Genomic DNA, 18203 nt, shown 5'->3' with positions numbered 1-18203 from the left:
CAAGTGGGCTCTCTGCCCGCAAGCAGGCCGGGAGTTTCACCGGCTGACCGGTGAAACTGGTGCCGGGACGAGGAAGCATTCTCGTCCATGCGCCAGTTTCGTCGTCCAAGCCGACAAGTCACTCACAGGTCCACAGCGGCGTACCTCGCTATCCACAGCCCGAGGACCGACCCCAGCACCGTGCCCGGAAAAGGGGCAGGCTCCTCGACATGCTCGAGCACCTCGTCGACGCTCACGGGATCCTGCTACGTCGCGACGCCATCGCCGCCGGCTCAACGGACAATGCACTGAAGCGTGCTGTGCGCGCTGGTTTCCTGGTGCGAATCCGCCAAGGGGTCTACGTGCTCCGCGGCATCTGGGAGAACTCAGACCCCGTAGCTCGGCACCGACTCCTCCTCGAGGGAACTCGCCAGTTGTACGACGACAACGTGGCCGCTTCCCACGTCAGCGCCTGCATCGAGCAGGGCGGGCCGAACTGGCGACTCGACCTCACGTCAGTCCACTTCACGAGCCTGTACGGCAAGGGCGAGCGGTCTGCGGCTCGCGTCATCCATCACCGCGGGGAGCTGCTCGTCAACGACCTCACGCGCGACGAGCGCGGCTGGCTGACAGCGCCGGCTCGCACGGCCCTGGACACCGCCACGCTGGCCGATCTCGAGCCAGCGGTTGCCGTTCTCGACTGGTACGTCCAAGCCGGCCTCACCACGTTGACCGCACTGTTCGATCTCTACGACCAGCGGATGCGAGTCTGGCCGGACTCACTCCGACTCCGTCACATCCTCGGACTGACGGACGGAAGAGCCGAGTCTGTCGGCGAGACGCGGACTCGGCTCGTGCTCCGCGTCGCCCGCGTGCCCGCACCGATCGCCCAGTACGAGATCAAGCATCCGAGTGGACTCCTGGCAGGACGGGTCGACTTCGCCTGGCCCGAGTTCAAGGTGATGCTGGAGTTCGACGGCCTGGTCAAGTACCACCGATTCCGCCGCCCCGGCGAGACCGTCGAGGAGATGGTGATCCGGGAGAAGCAGCGCGAGGACATGCTCCGCGAGCTCACCGGCTGGGTCATGATCAGGATCACCTGGGCCGACCTCGACCGCCCTGAGGCCACCGCCGCACGCATTCTCCGCGCAATGCGGCTGGCCGCCTGAGTGCCCCTCCAGTCCCGTCCGCCCCACTTGGACGAGAAAACTCGCGCCTGGACGAGGAAGTTTCCTCGTCCAGGCGCGAGTTTCACCGGTCGACCGGTGAAACTGGCACCTCAGGCAGTGCCGTACACCGGCTCCGGCGTGGGCGCCTCACCGAGCAGGTCCCGCAGAGCGGGACCGACCTTCTCGGCCTCCCAGCGAGCGCCGGCGTCGCGCGAGGGACCGTGGGTCCAGCCGTTCTCGACGGTGATGACGGAGCCGTCGATCTCGATGACGCGACCGGTCACGTCGCCGGCCTCCTCGGAGGCGAGCCACGCCACGACGGGCGAGTTGTCCTCGGGCAGCGCCATCGCGGAGGTGTCGAAGGCACCCTCGGTCATCCGGGTCTTGGCGACCGGGGCGATCGCGTTGACGGTGACGCCGTACCGGCCCATCTCGACAGCGGCGACCAGGGTCATGCCGGCGATGCCGGCCTTCGCGGCGGAGTACGTCGTCTGGCCGAGGGAGCCCTGGAGGCCGGCGCCCGACGAGGTGTTGATCACCCGGGCGGCGCGCTGACGGCCCTCCTTCGCCTCGGCCCGCCAGTAGGCGCCCGCGTGGCGCAGCGGGGCGAAGTGGCCCTTGAGGTGCACGCGTACGACGGCGTCCCACTCCTCCTCGCTCGTGTTGACCAGCATCCGGTCGCGCAGGAAGCCCGCGTTGTTGACCAGGATGTCGAGGCCACCGAAGGTGTCGATCGCCTGCCGGACCATGGCCTCGGCAGCGGCGAAGTCGGCGACGTCGGCGCCGTTGACCACAGCCTCGCCACCCATCGCCTCGATCTCGGCGACGACCTGGTGGGCGGGCGACTCGTCGGTGCCCTCACCCGCGGCCGACACGCCGAAGTCGTTGACGACCACCTTGGCGCCGTGGCGCGCCAGCTCCAGCGCGTGGGCGCGTCCGATGCCTCGTCCCGCACCGGTCACGATCGCGACCCGGCCCTCCAGCAACCTGCTCACTTCGGTCTCCTCTACGACGTCGGTTCGTCCACTCCTCGTCCACTCGGACTCGGGACAGGACGCACAATACCAAGCAAATGCTTGGTAGCATGACGGCATGACAGTCACCAGCGAGTTGCGGCCCGACGGGATCCGCGTCGTCACGATGAACGCTCCCCCGGTCAACGCCCTCACCGTCCAGGGCTGGTTCGACGTGGCAGCAGCCCTCGACGAGGCCAGCGCCGACATGGCGACCAAGGTCGTCGTGCTCCGCGCGGAGGGCAAGGGCTTCAACGCGGGCGTCGACATCAAGGAGATGCAGAACACCACCGGGTTCGACGCCCTGCTCGGCGCCAACAAGGGCTGCTTCGCCGCCTTCAAGGCTGTCTACGAGTGCTCGGTCCCCGTCGTCGCGGCCGTCAACGGCTTCTGCGTCGGCGGCGGTGTCGGCCTGGTCGGCAACGCCGACATCGTGGTCGCGAGCGACGACGCCTTCTTCGGCGTGCCCGAGGTCAACCAGGGCGCCCTCGGCGCCGCGACCCACATGGCGCGCCTGGTCCCCCAGCACATGATGCGCACCCTCTACTTCACCGCGCGCACGATCCCGGCCAAGGACCTGGTCCAGTTCGGCTCCGTGCTCGAGGTCGTCGCACGCGAGGACCTCCTCGACGCCGCCCTCGCGGTCGCGGGCGAGATCGCCGCCAAGAACACCAAGGTCATCCGGGCCGCCAAGGAGGCGCTCAACGGGATCGACCCGATCGACGTCAACAAGTCGTACCGCTGGGAGCAGGGCTTCACCTTCGAGCTCAACCTGATGGGCGTCAGCGACGAGCTGCGCGACGACTTCGCCGGCACCGACAAGGCCGACAGCAAGGCGAAGGGGGCCTGATGAGCAGCAACCGCAAGCCGCGCGACAAGCGGATGTCGATCGACGACGTCGTCGGCAGCCTCGAGAGCGGCATGACCATCGGCATCGGCGGCTGGGGCCCGCGGCGCAAGCCGATGGCGCTGGTCCGCGCGATCTACAACTCCGACCTCACCGACCTGACCATCGTCAGCTGGGGCGGCGCCGACGTGGGCCTGCTGGCTCGCGCGGGCAAGATCCGCAAGCTGGTCTACGCGTTCGTCTCCCTCGACTCGGTCCCGCTCGAGCCGAACTTCCAGCGCGCCCGCCAGGCCGCGTCCATCCCGGAGGTCGTCGAGCTCGACGAGGGCATGTTCCAGACCGGCCTCAAGGCCGCGGCGGAGCGCCTGCCGTTCCTCCCGATGCGCGCCGGCCTCGGCTCCGACGTCCTGGTCAACAACCCGTGGATCAAGACCGTCACCAGCCCGTACGACGAGGGCCACGGTCACGAGGAGCTCGTCGCCGTCCCCGCTCTCAGGCTGGACGCCGCGCTCGTGCACCTCAACCGCGCCGACCAGCACGGCAACGCGTCGTACCTCGGGCCGGACCCGTACTTCGACGACCTGTTCGCCATGGCCGCCGACAAGACGTACCTGAGCGTCGAGGAGGTCGTCGACACCGCCGGTCTCACCGTCGACACACCCGTCCAGCGACTGCTGCTGAGCCGGATGATGGTCAGCGGCGTCGTCGAGACCCCCAACGGCGCGCACTTCACCACCTGCACGCCCGACTACGAGCGCGACGAGAGGTTCCAGCGCGCGTACGCCGCTGCCGCGTCGGGCTCCGACGAGGACTGGCAGGCGTTCCACGACCGCTTCCTTGCCGGCGACGAGGCGTCCTACCAGGCGGCCGTCCAGGCCTTCACCGAGGAGAACGCCAAGTGAGTGCCCCCACCCATGAGCAGAGCACCCGTGCCGACGTGTGCGCCGCGGCGATCGCGGACGCCTTCAGCGAGGACGGCGAGATCTTCGCCAGCCCGATGGGTCTGCTGCCGACGCTCGGCGTCCGGCTGGCCCGCCTGACCTCCAACCCCGACCTCGTGATCAGCGACGGCGAGTCGGTGTTCCTGGGCGGCACCCCGCCGCTGGGTGGCAAGGACGTCGTCGAGGGCTGGATCCCGTTCCGCCGCGTGTTCGACGTCGTCGCCTACGGCAGGCGCCACGTGATGATGGGCGCCACCCAGGTCGACCGCCAGGGCAACCAGAACATCTCCGCGATCGGCCCGTTCGCCCAGCCCAAGCGCCAGCTGCTCGGCTCGCGCGGCGCCCCCGGCAACACGGTGAACAACCGGACGTCGTACTGGGTCCCGAAGCACTCCACCCGCGTCTTCGTCGAGAACGTCGACATCGTCTCCGGCGTCGGACCGGCTCGCGCCGAGGCCGCCGGCACCGGTGCCTCGCGGTTCAACGACATCCACCGGATCGTCAGCAACCTCGGCGTCTTCGACATGGGCGGCGCCGACCACACGATGCGGCTCGTCTCGGTCCACCCGGGCGTGAGCGTCGACGAGGTCGTCGCCGCCACCGGGTTCGCCCTCGAGGTGCCGGCCGAGGTGCCGGTGACCCGCGAGCCGTCGTACGAGGAGCTGCTCCTCATCCGCGAGATGCTGGACCCGAAGGGTCTTCGCTTCAAGGAGGTTCCCCAGGAAGAGGCAGCACAGTGATCGATCAGCAGATCCGCACCCCGTTCACCGACCTGGTCGGCGTTCCCCATCCGGTCGTGCAGACCGGGATGGGCTGGGTCTCCGGCCCGCGCCTGGTGTCCGGCACCGCCAACGCCGGCGGCCTGGGCATCCTCGCCTCGGCGACGATGACCTTCGCCGAGCTCGAGGCCGCGATCATCGAGGTCAAGGGGCGCACCGACAAGCCGTTCGGCGTCAACCTGCGCGCCGACGCCGGTGACGCGGCCGACCGCTGCCAGCTGCTCATCGACCACGGCGTGAAGGTCGCGTCCTTCGCGCTGGCCCCGAAGCCGGAGCTGATCGCGAAGCTCAAGGAGCACGGCATCGTCGTGATGCCCTCGATCGGCGCGGCCAAGCACGCGGTCAAGGTCGCCTCCTGGGGCGCCGACGCCGTCATGGTCCAGGGCGGCGAGGGCGGCGGCCACACGGGCGCCGTACCCACCACGCTGCTGCTGCCGACCGTGCTCGACGCCGTCGACATCCCGGTCATCGCCGCCGGTGGCTTCTTCGACGGCCGTGGCCTTGCCGCCGCGCTGTCGTACGGCGCGGCGGGTGTCGGCATGGGCACCCGCTTCCTGCTGACCCGCGACTCAGCGGTCCCGCAGGCGGTCAAGGAGCTGTACCTGGGCAAGGGACTCGCCGACACGGTCGTCACCACCAAGGTCGACGGCATGCCGCACCGGATCCTGCGCACCGACTTCGTCGAGTCGCTGGAGGAGACGTCCGCCGTACGTCGCCTCGGCCCCACGGCCCGGCGCACGCTGGAGTTCAAGAAGTCCTCCGGGATGTCGTGGTCCCAGCTGCTCAAGGACGGTCGCTCGATGAAGAAGGCGCAGGGCCGCACCCTGGGCCAGATGGCGCTGGCCGCCAACACCCCGACCATGCTCCGCGCGGGCCTGGTCGAGGGCGACACCTCCGCCGGCGTACTTGCCAGCGGCCAGGTCGTCGGCGTGATCGACGACCTGCCGTCGTGCGAGGAGCTCATCGAGCGGATCGTCGTCGAGGCCGCCGCGGAACTGAAGCGGGCGTCGTCGTACGTCGTGTGACGTCGTGCTGACGTAGTGCAGATGTCGTGATGCCGAGGACGCGGCCGGTCAGTCCGGTCGCGTCCTCGCTGCTTCCCGCTCCATCCGTCGCTCGTGGAGGCGCTGCTCGGCCTCGGGCAGGAACGCGAGGCAGGGCGCGTCGCTGGTCGGGTGCTGCTCCTTGAGGTGGAAGACCCAGCGGTCCATCGCCGCCATGAACCCGTTGTCGGCACCCGGACGGTACGTCGACCAGGGTCGGTGCCCCTTGGCCGTGCACTCCGAGCAGCTGATCTTGTAGACGAACTGCTCGTCGGCCCCGATCTCGATCCGTACCCGCGCCAGCGGGCCGGCCTGCGTCGCGGCCTTGCGCTCCCGCGCCGATCGACTCGCGACCATCTCACCACCTCGCCTCGTCCGATCACCGAGCCTAGTGGTGTGGCGGGGAGGTGGCTTGCCACTTCGCGTGCTCAGGGTGCGTGCATCGCAAGGCGGCGTCGCGACGGCATACCGGGCGTATTCCGAGCGATCGCCAACGTAGCGAGGTGCGTGCACTGAGCGCGCGAAGTGGTGAGCCACGTCCGCGACGCACCACTTGCGACCCGCTCGGTGAAGTGTCGGACCACTCCCCTAGGGTCGATCAGGTGAGTCGCCGATGAGCAAGATGGACGCAGTACGAGCGATGCGCGAGGCGCGCTACGCGGAAGCCCAGGCCCGCGCGGGCCGCCCCGCCCCGACCCCGCGGGCCGCGAAGCCTGCCCCGGCAGCGCCGGCCAAGGCGGCACCCGTGAAGGCTGCGAAGGCCGCGGCCGCGCCGGCAGCGGAGACGGACGACAGCGCGCTGTGCGGTCACCGCAACATCAGCGGACGCACCTGCACGCGCGAGCGCGGGCACGCGGCGAAGTCGCACCGCTACTCCTGACCGCTCACAGCGAGCGCTGGTAGGCCCACTCCCGGCCCATCACGCGGTAGCCGAGCACCTCGTTCACACCGATCATGTGGGCGTTCGACTCGGCGTTCCAGGTGTCGATCCGCACCAGGTCGGGCTCGGCCTCGGCGAGCCAGCGCAGCATGCCGATCTTGAGCAACAGGCCCAGGCGGTGACCGCGGTGCGGCCGGGTGACGGTGGTGTCGTCCTGCTCGCCCCAGGTCGGGTCGGCGGCGAGGACGCCGACGCAGGTCTGGCCGGCGAGCTCGCCGGTCGGCAGGTGGCGGGCGACGAGGCGGTACTGGCGGAAGCCGCGGGCCACCCAGCCCACCTCGTAGGCACGCATCCGCCCGGGCGTGAACACCTCGTCCTCGTAGTCGAGGTCGTCGGTCGGGGCGTCGTTGATCGAGCTGGCCATCGCGACGAGGTCGTCGAGCCGGTCCTCGGGCGTCGGCGTCGGCCAGCGCTCGAGGGCGTAGTCGGCGGCGTGCGGCAGCGCGTCGTCGTACCTCTTGTCGAGGTCGGACGGGTCGAGCTCGGCGAGCAGCTGGCGGCGGTTGATGCCGGCCAAGCGGCGCTCGAACCCGTGCCGTACGGCGAACGCGTCGCCGGCCACGCTCTCCCACGCCTCGGTCATCAACAGGGTGCGTCCCCGCCGTCGCGCCTCCGCGCGCAGCCGGTCGAGCAGGGCGGTGCCGTGGCCACGCCGCCGGTGCTCGGGGTGGACGCCGAGGGTGAGGAACGCGAGATCGAGATTGTCGTACTCACTCGTCGCGATCGAGCCCCACGCCACGACCGCGCCGCCCACTCGCAGCAGGTACGGCGACTCGGGCTCGCCGTCCCACCCGTGCCGGAACCGGGCGCCGGCCCGCGCCACCGTGTCCCGCATCGTCCACGGAGCATCGGAAGCACTGATCGCGTTGGCCAGGCCGGTCCAGGCGACGAGGTCGTCGTGGTCGTCGGGACCGAACGGGTGGATGTCCATGACCCCAGCCTCCGATGCGGCTCCCGGCGATGCCACTGGATATCCTGAGGAGGTGAACCAGACGTCGCCGCAGGGGTCGAGCCCGAGCGCAGCCGCCCCCCGCCGCCGTCACCTGATGGACCCGAACGCGCCCCGCAAGGCGCCGGACCCGAAGGACATCGAGCGACTCCAGCGCGTGCAGCGCCGGGTGGTCTCGGTGCTGGTCATCACCACGATCCTCCACCTCTCGGCGGGCTTCGTGATCGCGGCCGACCACGTCGCCGCCGACCGGACCGACGCCCGAATCGGCCTCAACATCATCGCCGCCACCTTCATGGTCGGCGGTATCGCGGCCACGCTCGTCATCAACGGGCGCTCGTGGCGCTCGCCGTGGCTGGCGCTCGGGCTGGTCCCGGCGATCGTCGGCATCTGGTGGACGGTGCTCTGAGCACCGCCCACCCCCGGGCTCACCCCTCGGCGACGTAGCCGTGGAAGACGGCCTCGACGTTGTTGCCGTCGAGGTCGCGCACGAAGACGCCGTAGTAGCCCGGGTGGTACTCCGGCCACGGCCGCGGCTCGTGGAGCACCTCGACGCCCGCGGCCACCGCGGCCTCGTGGAAGGCGTGGACGGCTGCGACGTCGGCAGCCTTGAACGCGACGTGGACCTCGCGCTGGGGCGGCATGTCGGCGTAGCTGCTCAGCCAGAAGGCGGGATCGCCCTCGGGGCCGTAGCCGACGGCCACGTCGTAGTCGAGGACCCGGCCGTAGCCCAGCGGAGCGAGCACCTGGTCGTAGAAGGTCTTGGACGCAGCGAGATCGGCGCAGTTGATGCCGAGGTGATCGATCATGCGCCCATCGAACCAGCCTGCGCCGACACTCGTCCTCAGGTACGGCGATCCGCGGCCGATCAAGTCGGCATGCAGCACAGGGACGTCCCGCCCGACGTACATCCGGGCGTGCTGCAGACCGTGGCGCTCACGCTGCGCCCGACCGCCGGCGAGCCGGTGGCACTCGAGACGAGGGTGCTCGACCTCGAGCCCCAGTCCGACGGCTCGACCACGCTGGTCGTCGCCTGCCCGAACGGGATGGACCCGCACGAGCACCACTTCGACGTCACCCTCTCCTGGACCTACCCGCTCGGCCGGATGGAGTGCCCGGTGAGCACCCGCCCCGGTCGGCGGGCGTACGGCGAGGTGTGGCTGCTCCGCCCGAGCTCACCCGCCGCGCGCCTGCAGCAGCGGGCCTACTTCCGGGCCCGGATCTCGATGCCGGTGCTGCTGCGCTGGACGCCCGCGGCCGAGGACGCCGACGACACCGTCGACGAGCAGCCCGAGCAGCCCGAGCAGCCCGAGCAGCCCGAGCAGCCCGAACACGTCGAGATCCTCGGCGTGGTCGTCGACGTGAGCGAGGGCGGCCTGATGGCGAGCGTGCGCACCGAGCCCCCGCCGGTCGGCACCAGCGTCGAGGCGACCACCCGGGTCGACGGCGACAACTTGGTCCAGGCAGCCCGGATCGTGCGCCACGTGCGGTTCGCCAACGGCGGGATCGGGGTCGCGATCGCCTTCGTGGACCCGAGTCTCCACGGCGACCGGCTCCGGCGGCTGGTGTTCGAGACCGAGCGCCGCCGGCGCCGGGTGAGGCGTTGAGTTGCCGTCTTCTCATCGTTGAGTTGCCACTTTCTACCCATTGAGCTTCCAGTGCCGGGTCGACCGCCCTTGCCGTACCGGCAACTCAACTGTGAGGAAGGGGCAACTCAACGGTGAGGAAGGGGCAACTCAACCGTTATGGGTCCGCGCCACCCGTGAGGGTCAGAGACGCTCGATGATGGTGACGTTGGCCTGGCCGCCGCCCTCGCACATGGTCTGCAGGCCGTAGCGGCCACCGGTGCGCTCGAGCTCGTTGAGCAGGGTGGTCATCAGCCGGGCGCCGGTGGCGCCGATGGGGTGGCCCAACGCGATGCCGCCGCCGTTGACGTTGACCTTCTCGTGCGGCGCCCCGGTCTCCTTCATCCAGGCCAGCACGACGGACGCGAAGGCCTCGTTGCACTCGAACAGGTCGATGTCGTCGATCGTCATACCGGCCTTGGCAAGCGCGTGCTTGGTCGCGGGGATCGGCCCGGTGAGCATCCAGACCGGGTCGTCGCCGCGCACCGAGAGGTGCACGATCCGCGCCCGCGGGGTCAGCCCGTGGTCCTTGACCGCCTGCTCGGAGGCGACGAGCACCGCGGCGGAGCCGTCGCAGATCTGTGAGGCGACACCGGCGGTGATCCGGCCGCCGGGGGCGAGCGGCTCGAGGCCGGCCATCTTCTCCAAGGAGGTGTCACGCGGGCACTGGTCGGTGGCGAAGACGCTGCCGTCCTCGAGTACGTACGGCGCGATCTCGCTCGCGAAGCGGCCCTCGGCGATGGCGGCCTTGGCCCGTTCGTGGGAGGCCAGCGCGAACCTCTCCATGTCCTCGCGGGACACGTCCCACTTCTCCGCGATCATCTCGGCCGACCGGAACTGGCTGACCTCCTGGCCGCCGTACCGCTTGATCCAGCCGGGCGACTCGGCGAACGGCGTGGTGAAGCCATACTGCTGGCCGACCATCATCGCGGCGGAGATCGGGATGGCGCTCATGTTCTGCACGCCGCCAGCAACGACGAGGTCCTGGGTGCCGGACATGACGCCCTGGGCCGCGAAGTGCACGGCCTGCTGGGACGAGCCGCACTGGCGGTCGATGGTGACGCCGGGAACGTGGTCGGGCAGCCCCGCGACCAGCCACGCGGTGCGGGCGATGTCGCCGGCCTGCGAGCCGATGGTGTCGCAGCAGCCCAGGATCACGTCGTCGACGGCACCCGCGTCGATGCCGGTGCGCTCGACGAGCGCGGCGAGTGAGTGGGCGCCGAGGTCGGCGGAGTGGACGCCGGCGAGTGCGCCGCCGCGCTTGCCCACGGCGGTGCGGACCGCGTCGACGATATAGGCCTCAGCCATGACAGGACTCCTTGCGTAGAGGGTGGAAGAGCTCAGGCGTGCTGGCTGCTGACGGAGATAACCTCGCCCGTGAGGTACGACGAGTAGTCGCTCGCGAGGAAGACCATCACGTTGGCGACCTCCCACGGGGCGGCGGCGCGGCCGAAGGCCTCACGCTGCTTGAGCTCGACGAGCAGCTCGGGCGAGGTCACCTTCTCCAGGAAGGGGTGCATGGCCAGCGACGGCGAGACCGCGTTGACCCGGATGCCGTGGGGCGCGAGGTCGAGCGCCGAGCAGCGGGTCAGCGCCATCACGCCGGCCTTGGCGGCGGCGTAGTGGGCCTGGCCCTCCTGCGCGCGCCAGCCGATGACCGAGGCGTTGTTGACGATGACGCCCTTCTTGCCGCGAGCCACGAAGCGCTGGCCGACCGCGCGGGTGGCGCGCATGGTGCCGGTGAGGGTGATGTCGATGACCCGGTTCCAGGTCTCGTCGGTGACCTCGAGGATCGAGTCGGTGCCGCCGAGGCCGGCGTTGTTGATCATGACGTCGACGCCGCCGAACTCCTCGGCCGCGTCGAGGAGGGCGGTGATGTCCTCCTCCTTGGTCACATTGCACACCAGCTGGCGGACCCGGTCGGCGCCGAACTCGGCGGCCAGGGCCTCCTCGGCCTCGGCGAGGCGACGCTCGTGGGTGTCGCTGAAGACGACCGCCTTGGCGCCCTCCTCCAGCGCCCGGCGTACGACGGCCGCACCGATCCCGGCACCTGCGGCGGCGGTCACGACGACCACCTTGCCGGCGAGCAGGTCGTGCCCGGGGACGTACTCGGGGGTGGGCTGCTCGGGACGGAGCTCAGACATCAGGATCCCTTCGGTTCACGCGGAAGGCCGAGCACGCGCTCGGCGAGGATGTTTCGCTGGATCTCGTCGCTGCCGCCGTAGATCGTGTCGGCACGCGAGAAGAGGAAGAGGCGCTGGTGGTCGTCGAGGTCGTACGACGACCCGCCCCGGGTCACCAGGCCGCCGCGCCCGGCGACGTCCATGGCGACCTCACCGAGGGTGCGGTGCCAGGTCGCCCAGGCCAGCTTGAAGATCGACCCCGCGCCACCACCGGCGGCCGAGTCCTGGCCGCCCTCGACGAGGGCGAGCGCGCGCAGCGCGAAGCTGCGGATCACGGCCAGCTCGGCCTTCAGGGCAGCAAGCCGGTCGCGGACGACCGGGTCGTCGATCGAGCCGTTCTCCTTGGCCCGGGCCACGACGGTCTCGAGCTCGCGGGCGAAGCCGACGGTCTGGCCGAGCGTGGAGACGCCACGCTCGAAGCCGAGCAGGCCCATCGCCACACCCCAGCCCGAGCCCCGCTCGCCGACGACGAGGTCGGCGGAGGTGCGGGCGCCGGTGAAGAAGACCTCGTTGAACTCCGAGCCGCTGGTGAGCTGCTCGATCGGGCGCACCTCGACGCCGTCCTGGCGCAGCGGCACGAGCAGGAAGGAGAGCCCCTGGTGGCGCTGCGAGCCCGCCTCGGTGCGCGCGACCACGAAGCACCAGTCGGAGAGGTGGGCCAGCGACGTCCACACCTTCTGGCCGTCGATCACCCACTCGCCGGTGGACTCGTCGAGGCGGGCCCGCGTCTGCACGTTGGCGAGGTCGGAGCCGGCGCCGGGCTCGGAGTAGCCCTGCGCCCACAGCTCGCGCACGGCGATGATCTCCGGCAGGAAGCGCTGCTGCTGCTCGGGGGTGCCGAACGCGATCAGCGTCGGACCGAGCAGCTGCTCGCCGAGGTGGTTGACACCGGCCGGCGCCTCGGCCCGCGCGTACTCCTCGTGGAAGATCACCTGCTGCCACAGCGACAGGCCGCGCCCACCGTGCTCGGTCGGCCAGCCGACCGCGGTCCAGCCGTGCTCGGCGAGATGACGGTTCCAGGCCAGCCGCTCGTCGTGGGCCTCGTGCTCGCGACCGGGTCCGCCGAGCCCGCGCAGCGCGGCCCACTCGCCGGTCAGGTGGTCGCCGAGCCATTCCCGGACCTCTGCGCGGAATGCGCGGTCCTCAGGCCCCTCGGTCAGGTTCATGGCTGCTACTCTACCAAGCAAATGCTTGGTTCGGGCAGCGCCGGGGCCTACATTTCGACTGTGACGACCTCCACGCCGATGAGGAACACCTACTGACATGGATCTCGAACTGAGCGAGTCCGAGCTGGCCTTCCAGGCCGAGGCTCGCGCCTGGCTGGCGGCCAACGTGCCGGCCGAACCGCTGCCGTCCCTCGACACCGCCGAGGGCTTCGTCCTGCACCAGGCCTGGGAGGCGAAGCTCGCCGCCGAGCGCTGGTCGGTCGTGTCCTGGCCGAAGGAGTACCACGGTCGCGAGGCGTCCCTCGTGGAGTGGATCATCTTCGAGGAGGAGTACTACCGCGCCGGCGCTCCCCTGCGTGTCTCGCAGAACGGGATCTTCCTGCTGGCCCCGATCATCTTCGAGCACGGCACCCCCGAGCAGCAGGACCGCTTCCTGCCCTCGATGGCGACCGGCGAGCGGGTCTGGGCGCAGTGCTGGAGCGAGCCCGAGGCCGGCTCCGACCTCGCCTCCCTCAAGTCGAGCGCCCGCCGGGTTTCGACAAGCTCAACCACCGGGGAGAGCGGCTGGGTGCTCAACGGCCAGAAGATCTGGTGCTCGCGCGCGGCCCTGGCCCAGTGGGGCTTCGGCCTGTTCCGCAGCGACCCGGAGGCGCAGAAGCACGCCGGGCTCACCTACTTCCTCTTCCCGCTCGACGCCGAGGGCGTGACCGTGCGCCCGATCGCGCAGCTCGACGGCGAGGAGGGCTTCGCGGAGGTCTTCTTCGACGACGTCTTCGTGCCCGACACCGATGTGCTCGGCGCGCCGGGTGACGGCTGGCGGGTCGCGATGAGCACCGCCGGGAACGAGCGCGGCCTCTCACTGCGCTCCCCCGGCCGGTTCACCGCCGCCGCCGACCGCCTGCTCGCGCTGTACGACGAGAGGCCCGACCCGCGCGTCGCCGACCGCGTCGTCGACGCGTGGCTCAAGGCCGAGGCCTACCGCCTCTACACCTGGGGCACCGTGACGAAGCTCAAGGACGGCGGCGACATCGGAGCCGCGGGCTCGGTCAACAAGGTGTGGTGGAGCGAGCTCGACGTCGCCCTCCACGAGACCGCCCTCGACCTGCTCGGCCCCGACGCCGAGCTCGAGTCCCGCTGGCTCGACGGCTACACCTTCTCGCTGTCCGGCCCGATCTACGCCGGCACCAACGAGATTCAACGAAATATTGTTGCGGAGAGAATTCTCGGTCTGCCGCGTGAGCCCAAGGGAGTGCAGAAATGAAGTTCGAGCTCACCACCGACCAGCAGGACTTCGCCGCCTCCCTCGACTCCCTGCTGGCCGCAGCCGACACCGTCGCCGCGGCCCGCGGCTGGGCGGCAGGCGACCATGCCGCCGGCCTCAAGCTGTGGGAGCGGCTGGCCGAGCAGGGCCTGACCATGCTCGCCACCGAGGCCTCCCCCGTCGAGGTCTGCGTCGCGTTCGAGGCGCTCGGCCGCCACGCCGTCCCCGGCCCGTGGGTCGAGGCTGCCGCCTACCTGCCCGTGGCGCTCGGCGCCGAGGTGGAGGGCGTCGCCACCGTCGCGATGCCGCGGGCGCTGGACGCGGACGTCGCCGACGCGGTGTACGCCGTCGTCGGCGACACCCTGCACACCGCCACCGCCGGGAAGGCCCACACCTCGGTCGACCGCAGCCGCCACCTGTTCGACGTCACGCCCGGCGACGCCGTCGAGCACGGCGACCTCGCGGCGGCGTACGACCTGGCCGTGCTCGCGACCGCCGCCCAGCTGCTGGGTGCCGGCGAGAGGGTGCTCGCCGACGCGGTGACCTACGTCAAGCAGCGCAAGCAGTTCGGCCGCGAGATCGGCTCCTACCAGGCGATCAAGCACAAGCTCGCCGACGTGCGCATCGCGCTCGACTTCGCCCGGCCGCTGGTCCTCGGCGCTGCTCTCGACCCGACGCCCCGCGCGGTCTCGGCCGCCAAGGTCGCCTGCGCGGACGCGGCGTACCTCGCCTCCCGCACCGGCCTGCAGGTGCACGGGGCGATCGGCTACACCCAGGAGTTCGACCTCAGCGTGTGGATCACCAAGATCCGCGCGCTGGTCACCGCCTGGGGAACGCCGGCCGCGCACCGCGCCCGCATCCTCGAGACCCTCCGGAGCGCGTGATGCAGTTCGAGCTCAGCGAGGAGCAGGCCGAGCTGGCGGCGACCGTCCGCGGCCTGCTGGAGAAGCGTGCCGACTCGGCCGCCGTCCGCGCGGCGTCGACCTCGGAGACGGGGTACGACGAGGCGCTCTGGGCGACCCTGTGCGAGCAGATCGGCGTGGCGGCGCTCGGCGTTCCCGAGGAGTACGACGGCGTCGGGGTGTCCTTCTTCGAGACCGCCGTGGTGCTCGAGGAGCTCGGCCGCACCATCGCGCCGAGCCCGCTGCTGGCCACCACGGTCGCCACCGAGGCGCTGCTGGCGGGCGCGACCGACGACGCGAGGAAGCGGCTGCTCCCCCGCATCGCCGCGGGCGAGATCGCCACGATCGCCCTCGACGACGGCCCGGTCCTCGACGCCGACCGCGCCGAGATCCTCCTCGCGGTCCGCGGCGACGACCTGGTCGAGGTGAGCGGCGCGACCGCGACCTGGGCCGAGTCGATGGACCAGAGCGTCCGGCTCGCCCGGCTCGATCTGTCCGCTGCGGAGCTGACCGTGATCGGCGACGGCAACGCCGCCCGCGCGCGGGCCGAGCTCGTCGGTGCGGCGGCCGTGGCCGCCCTCGCGGTCGGCCTGTCGGACCGGGCGCTGCGGATGACGGTCGGCTACCTCAAGGAGCGGGTGCAGTTCGGCCGCCCGATCGGGTCCTTCCAGGCGCTCAAGCACCGGATGGCCGACCTGCTGGCGCGGGTCGAGATGTCCCGCTCGGCGAGCTGGGCGGCCTCCTACGCCCTCGCCGACACGGACACCGACGCCGCGGAGGCGGCCTTCCTGACCCACGCCGCGGCGTCGTACGCCCTCGAGACGGCGGCCCTGGCCGCCAGCGAGTGCGTCCAGCTGCACGGCGGCATCGCGATCACCTGGGAGCACGACGCCCACCTGGTGTTCAAGCGCGCCCACGCACTCGGGCAGCTGTACGGCGCACCGCACCGGCACCGGGCAGCCGTGGACCTCTGAGCCGCGCGGGGCCACCGGACCCCAGGTAGGTGTCCGGCCCCTGCAGGACCGCGGCGACCGCCGGCGCGACCATCGCGACCACGTCGTCGACCGGCGCGGAGGCGAGCGGCTCGATCTTCAGCACGTAGCGGGTCATCGCCAGCCCGATCAGCTGCGAGGGGACCAGCTCGGCCTTCATCGCCGGCATCGCCCGCCGCTCGACGACCGGCTGGAACCGCGGGTGCAGCACGCCGCCGCGTGCGCGGCCGGACTTGTAACTACGTGTTACAGCACAGTTCCACCACATGGGCCACTTCCGCCCCAAATTGGTGACGTAACACGTAGTTACAAGGGGCAGTGAGGTCAGCCGACGGGGCTGGTGCAGCGCGTGTTGCTCACCACACTGGGGGTGCGGTCGAGCGGCATCGGGCAGGGGCTGACGCTCACCGCCACCGGCGCGCTGTGCTTCCTCGCCTTGCGGACCTTCACCCGGTACCACCAGGTCCCCGGTGCTGCCGCCTGGGTGAAGACCGTGACGCCCTGGTGCACCCGCGCCTTCGCGACCCGGGCCCACGGGGCGCCGGGCGCGGTGCGGACCTGGAGCACCATCCGGCGCACGCGGCGGGTCTCGGCGACCAGCTGGTAGGCCTCACCGAAGCCGACCGAGGGGCTGGTCGCGAACAGGCGCAGCCGCTGCCGCTTCGGCCGTCCCACCCCGGGGCCCGACGCCGGGCCCACGACGGGGCGCGCGGCCGGGCGGCCCGCGACCCGTGCCGCGGCCAGCAGGCCCTCGATGGTGGCGTCGAACGGGGTCGCGAGCAGCAGCGGTGGCCCGGACGTCGTCCGGCGGGAGGTGACCGCGAAGATGAAGCCGGTGTCGGCGCTGGCCATCCGCAGGAACCACGGCCCGCCACTGGCCCCGCCCGTCAGCGGGCACGAGATCTGCGCGTCGCCGGTCTGGTCGAGCACCGTGGTCGATCCGGTGCACTCCTGGCGGCTCTGGCCGTCGTACGGCGCCTCGGCCGGCCAGCCGACGACGCGGACGCCGTCCTCGCGCACCGGGTAGTTCCAGGCCAGTCCGTTGCCGCCGACGACGTCGACCAGATCGAGGCCGCCCTGGGGTGCGACCCGGATCATCGCCTGGTCGTGCGCGACCTCGTCGCACCGCGAGACCCAGTCGCCCTGCGCGATCGCGGCGGTGCCGACCCAGGTGCCGTAGGGCCGGGCGTTGTGGTCGTAGCCGGGGACGAACATGAAGTTGCTGTAATAGGTGCCGGCGCGGCAGCCGCCGAGCAGCACCCGGGTGCCGCCGGAGTTCACGCAGTGCCCGGCGGTGACCACGAGGTCCTTCTCCGGCGTGTTGACCGACGACGCCGAGCACACGTAGTTGGTGCCGCCGTCGGAGAAGAACAGCTTCCCCGTGCTGCGCAGGCCCTCGCCCACCCGGCCCGAGGTCCGGCCCTGGACGCCGGATGTCGACGCCGGGGCGGTCGTGGCATTGCCCGCCGGGTCGAGGTCGAGAGGGACCGCGGTGCGCATCCGCTTCGCGGTCCAGTAGTCCCGCACCCCGGCGTGGGGCAGCAGTCGTACGTCGGGTCGGGTGGTCGCCGGGCCGGGATCGGACGGCATGGACGGATCGGCCGCGGCGCCGGCGCCGAGCCCGGACAGTCCTGACATCCCCGGCAGCCCGGGCAGCAGGACTGCGACGGCCACCGCCCCGAGCGCCCTGCGCATCCTCATCGATCCCCCCGACCGGTTCGTCGTACTCGATCAGGGGCTCAACGCCCGGACGGGGCCCGGGTCACGAGTCGGTGGTGCGGTAGCGGCCCTTGAAGTAGAGGAGTGGCTCGGCGACTGCGGCGTCCTCGGAGTGCGCCTCGAGGTGCTCGACCTTGCCGACGACGATGAAGTGGTCGCCACCCTCGTAGACCGCGTGGATGGTGCAGTCGAGGTGCGCGAGCGTGCCCTCGATGACGGGCGACCCGGTCGCCGCCGCGGGCTGCCAGGAGATCCCGGCGAACTTGTCGATCCCCTTGGTCGCCATCTGCCCGGAGACGTGCTCCTGGTCGGCGGCCAGGACGTTGACGCAGAACCGGCCCGAGCGCTGGATCGCCGGCCAGGCGCGCGAGCTGCGCGCCGGGACGAAGGTGATCAGCGGCGGGTCGAGCGAGACGCTGGCGAAGGACTGGCAGGTCATGCCGACCGGCTCGTCGCCGCTCATCGTGGTGATCACGGTGATCCCGGAAGCGAAGCAGCCCAGGGTGTCGCGGAACCGGCGCGCGGCGGCCTGGGCCGCCGGGTCGTCGTGGACCGCGACCTCCTCACCGGGACGCAGCTCGAAGTCGACCTCGGCGTCCCCGAGCCACGACTGGATCAGCTCGGGGTGCGGCCAGGTCTCCCGCGCGTCGGGGCTGATGCCCTCCGGGATCTCGCTCACGTCACTCACGTTAGTG

The 18203-nt window shown here is 71.2% G+C and carries 21 protein-coding genes; 11 read left to right on the top strand and 10 right to left on the bottom strand.

Features of this window, described 5'->3' with window-relative positions; translation table 11 throughout:
• The first annotated feature begins 209 nt into the window (after positions 1 to 209).
• Positions 210 to 1148 carry a type IV toxin-antitoxin system AbiEi family antitoxin domain-containing protein gene (locus QI633_RS12010; protein WP_282429111.1) on the top strand — a complete coding sequence of 313 codons (939 nt, stop codon included), beginning with the start codon at positions 210 to 212 and terminating at the stop codon, positions 1146 to 1148.
• Between the two features lie 110 nt (positions 1149 to 1258).
• On the opposite strand, the gene QI633_RS12005 is transcribed toward QI633_RS12010, so the two are convergent.
• Complete coding sequence (locus tag QI633_RS12005; RefSeq protein ID WP_141798981.1) at positions 1259 to 2143, bottom strand: SDR family oxidoreductase; 885 nt, start codon at positions 2141 to 2143, stop codon at positions 1259 to 1261.
• A 97-nt stretch (positions 2144 to 2240) separates the two neighbouring features.
• On the opposite strand from QI633_RS12005, the gene QI633_RS12000 reads away from it, so the two are divergent.
• The 4 genes from QI633_RS12000 to QI633_RS11985 are packed head-to-tail and all read left to right on the top strand — an operon-like array spanning position 2241 to position 5753.
• Entirely contained in the window at positions 2241 to 3011 is a 771-nt protein-coding gene (locus tag QI633_RS12000; protein ID WP_141798982.1) for an enoyl-CoA hydratase family protein, read from the top strand.
• Positions 3011 to 3910: a CoA-transferase gene (locus QI633_RS11995; RefSeq protein WP_282429110.1), complete on the top strand. Its 900-nt coding sequence runs from the start codon at positions 3011 to 3013 to the stop codon at positions 3908 to 3910. The genes QI633_RS12000 and QI633_RS11995 overlap by 1 nt, the downstream gene beginning before the upstream one ends.
• Positions 3907 to 4689 carry a CoA-transferase gene (locus tag QI633_RS11990; RefSeq protein ID WP_282429109.1) on the top strand — a complete coding sequence of 261 codons (783 nt, stop codon included), beginning with the start codon at positions 3907 to 3909 and terminating at the stop codon, positions 4687 to 4689. The genes QI633_RS11995 and QI633_RS11990 overlap by 4 nt, the downstream gene beginning before the upstream one ends.
• Positions 4686 to 5753 (top strand): nitronate monooxygenase, encoded by a 1068-nt coding sequence (locus QI633_RS11985; RefSeq protein ID WP_141798984.1) that lies wholly within the window; start codon positions 4686 to 4688, stop codon positions 5751 to 5753. Before QI633_RS11990 ends, QI633_RS11985 begins: the two co-directional genes overlap by 4 nt.
• Positions 5754 to 5801: 48 nt before the next feature.
• On the opposite strand, the gene QI633_RS11980 is transcribed toward QI633_RS11985, so the two are convergent.
• The gene (locus QI633_RS11980; protein ID WP_141798985.1) at positions 5802 to 6128 is read right to left on the bottom strand and encodes a hypothetical protein; all 327 of its coding nucleotides are present in this window, start codon (positions 6126 to 6128) and stop codon (positions 5802 to 5804) included.
• Between the two features lie 256 nt (positions 6129 to 6384).
• Between QI633_RS11980 and QI633_RS11975 the strand changes: the two genes are divergently transcribed.
• Positions 6385 to 6651 (top strand): hypothetical protein, encoded by a 267-nt coding sequence (locus tag QI633_RS11975; protein WP_282429108.1) that lies wholly within the window; start codon positions 6385 to 6387, stop codon positions 6649 to 6651.
• 4 nt (positions 6652 to 6655) lie between these two features.
• On the opposite strand, the gene QI633_RS11970 is transcribed toward QI633_RS11975, so the two are convergent.
• Positions 6656 to 7642, bottom strand: a complete 987-nt coding sequence (locus tag QI633_RS11970) for a GNAT family N-acetyltransferase (RefSeq protein ID WP_282429107.1) — start codon at positions 7640 to 7642, stop codon at positions 6656 to 6658.
• A 52-nt stretch (positions 7643 to 7694) separates the two neighbouring features.
• Between QI633_RS11970 and QI633_RS11965 the strand changes: the two genes are divergently transcribed.
• Positions 7695 to 8069, top strand: coding sequence for a hypothetical protein (locus tag QI633_RS11965; protein WP_282429106.1), 375 nt, complete (start codon positions 7695 to 7697; stop codon positions 8067 to 8069).
• 19 nt (positions 8070 to 8088) lie between these two features.
• Here the strand turns inward: QI633_RS11965 and QI633_RS11960 are convergent, their stop codons facing one another.
• Positions 8089 to 8469 (bottom strand): VOC family protein, encoded by a 381-nt coding sequence (locus QI633_RS11960; RefSeq protein WP_141798988.1) that lies wholly within the window; start codon positions 8467 to 8469, stop codon positions 8089 to 8091.
• Positions 8470 to 8538: 69 nt separating this feature from the next.
• Here QI633_RS11960 and QI633_RS11955 point away from each other — a divergent pair, with 69 nt between their 5' ends.
• Entirely contained in the window at positions 8539 to 9267 is a 729-nt protein-coding gene (locus tag QI633_RS11955; protein WP_282429105.1) for a PilZ domain-containing protein, read from the top strand.
• A gap of 162 nt (positions 9268 to 9429) precedes the next feature.
• On the opposite strand, the gene QI633_RS11950 is transcribed toward QI633_RS11955, so the two are convergent.
• From QI633_RS11950 to QI633_RS11940, 3 genes are read right to left on the bottom strand one after another with little or no spacing between them, the layout of a single operon-like run.
• On the bottom strand, positions 9430 to 10593 hold the full coding sequence (locus tag QI633_RS11950) for an acetyl-CoA C-acetyltransferase (RefSeq protein WP_282429104.1): 1164 nt from the start codon (positions 10591 to 10593) through the stop codon (positions 9430 to 9432).
• A gap of 32 nt (positions 10594 to 10625) precedes the next feature.
• Entirely contained in the window at positions 10626 to 11429 is an 804-nt protein-coding gene (locus tag QI633_RS11945) for an SDR family oxidoreductase (RefSeq protein ID WP_282429103.1), read from the bottom strand.
• Positions 11429 to 12634, bottom strand: coding sequence for an acyl-CoA dehydrogenase family protein (locus QI633_RS11940; RefSeq protein WP_282429102.1), 1206 nt, complete (start codon positions 12632 to 12634; stop codon positions 11429 to 11431). The genes QI633_RS11945 and QI633_RS11940 overlap by 1 nt, the downstream gene beginning before the upstream one ends.
• A gap of 97 nt (positions 12635 to 12731) precedes the next feature.
• Here QI633_RS11940 and QI633_RS11935 point away from each other — a divergent pair, with 97 nt between their 5' ends.
• The 3 genes from QI633_RS11935 to QI633_RS11925 are packed head-to-tail and all read left to right on the top strand — an operon-like array spanning position 12732 to position 15771.
• Positions 12732 to 13895 (top strand): acyl-CoA dehydrogenase family protein, encoded by a 1164-nt coding sequence (locus QI633_RS11935; protein WP_282429101.1) that lies wholly within the window; start codon positions 12732 to 12734, stop codon positions 13893 to 13895.
• The gene (locus QI633_RS11930) at positions 13892 to 14779 is read left to right on the top strand and encodes an acyl-CoA dehydrogenase family protein (RefSeq protein ID WP_282429100.1); all 888 of its coding nucleotides are present in this window, start codon (positions 13892 to 13894) and stop codon (positions 14777 to 14779) included. The genes QI633_RS11935 and QI633_RS11930 overlap by 4 nt, the downstream gene beginning before the upstream one ends.
• On the top strand, positions 14779 to 15771 hold the full coding sequence (locus QI633_RS11925; protein WP_282429099.1) for an acyl-CoA dehydrogenase family protein: 993 nt from the start codon (positions 14779 to 14781) through the stop codon (positions 15769 to 15771). The genes QI633_RS11930 and QI633_RS11925 overlap by 1 nt, the downstream gene beginning before the upstream one ends.
• Here QI633_RS11925 and QI633_RS11920 read toward each other — a convergent pair.
• The 3 genes from QI633_RS11920 to QI633_RS11910 all read right to left on the bottom strand — a co-directional run bounded on the left by QI633_RS11920 (position 15701) and on the right by QI633_RS11910 (position 18187).
• On the bottom strand, positions 15701 to 16057 hold the full coding sequence (locus tag QI633_RS11920; protein WP_282429098.1) for a hypothetical protein: 357 nt from the start codon (positions 16055 to 16057) through the stop codon (positions 15701 to 15703). The two genes, QI633_RS11925 and QI633_RS11920, sit on opposite strands and share 71 nt — an antisense overlap.
• A gap of 56 nt (positions 16058 to 16113) precedes the next feature.
• Entirely contained in the window at positions 16114 to 17490 is a 1377-nt protein-coding gene (locus tag QI633_RS11915) for a hypothetical protein (protein ID WP_282429097.1), read from the bottom strand.
• A gap of 61 nt (positions 17491 to 17551) precedes the next feature.
• Positions 17552 to 18187 carry a flavin reductase family protein gene (locus QI633_RS11910; RefSeq protein WP_260806003.1) on the bottom strand — a complete coding sequence of 212 codons (636 nt, stop codon included), beginning with the start codon at positions 18185 to 18187 and terminating at the stop codon, positions 17552 to 17554.
• Positions 18188 to 18203: the final 16 nt, after the last annotated feature.

This window comes from Nocardioides sp. QY071, from assembly GCF_029961765.1.
GTDB lineage: Bacteria > Actinomycetota > Actinomycetes > Propionibacteriales > Nocardioidaceae > Nocardioides.
The sequence above is the reverse complement of the archived record's forward strand: the minus strand, read 5'-3'. Positions and strand labels throughout refer to the sequence as shown.

Coding starts and splice junctions, on each gene's coding strand:
- QI633_RS11925 (WP_282429099.1), top strand. CDS start 14,779: ATGCAGTTCGAGCTCAGCGAGGAGCAGGCCGAGCTGGCGGCGACCGTC.
- QI633_RS11970 (WP_282429107.1), bottom strand. CDS start 7,642: ATGGACATCCACCCGTTCGGTCCCGACGACCACGACGACCTCGTCGCC.
- QI633_RS11935 (WP_282429101.1), top strand. CDS start 12,732: ATGGATCTCGAACTGAGCGAGTCCGAGCTGGCCTTCCAGGCCGAGGCT.
- QI633_RS11930 (WP_282429100.1), top strand. CDS start 13,892: ATGAAGTTCGAGCTCACCACCGACCAGCAGGACTTCGCCGCCTCCCTC.
- QI633_RS12010 (WP_282429111.1), top strand. CDS start 210: ATGCTCGAGCACCTCGTCGACGCTCACGGGATCCTGCTACGTCGCGAC.
- QI633_RS11955 (WP_282429105.1), top strand. CDS start 8,539: ATGCAGCACAGGGACGTCCCGCCCGACGTACATCCGGGCGTGCTGCAG.
- QI633_RS12000 (WP_141798982.1), top strand. CDS start 2,241: ATGACAGTCACCAGCGAGTTGCGGCCCGACGGGATCCGCGTCGTCACG.
- QI633_RS11975 (WP_282429108.1), top strand. CDS start 6,385: ATGAGCAAGATGGACGCAGTACGAGCGATGCGCGAGGCGCGCTACGCG.
- QI633_RS11940 (WP_282429102.1), bottom strand. CDS start 12,634: ATGAACCTGACCGAGGGGCCTGAGGACCGCGCATTCCGCGCAGAGGTC.
- QI633_RS11945 (WP_282429103.1), bottom strand. CDS start 11,429: ATGTCTGAGCTCCGTCCCGAGCAGCCCACCCCCGAGTACGTCCCCGGG.
- QI633_RS11980 (WP_141798985.1), bottom strand. CDS start 6,128: ATGGTCGCGAGTCGATCGGCGCGGGAGCGCAAGGCCGCGACGCAGGCC.
- QI633_RS11995 (WP_282429110.1), top strand. CDS start 3,011: ATGAGCAGCAACCGCAAGCCGCGCGACAAGCGGATGTCGATCGACGAC.
- QI633_RS11960 (WP_141798988.1), bottom strand. CDS start 8,469: ATGATCGATCACCTCGGCATCAACTGCGCCGATCTCGCTGCGTCCAAG.
- QI633_RS11915 (WP_282429097.1), bottom strand. CDS start 17,490: ATGAGGATGCGCAGGGCGCTCGGGGCGGTGGCCGTCGCAGTCCTGCTG.
- QI633_RS11950 (WP_282429104.1), bottom strand. CDS start 10,593: ATGGCTGAGGCCTATATCGTCGACGCGGTCCGCACCGCCGTGGGCAAG.
- QI633_RS11920 (WP_282429098.1), bottom strand. CDS start 16,057: ATGTGGTGGAACTGTGCTGTAACACGTAGTTACAAGTCCGGCCGCGCA.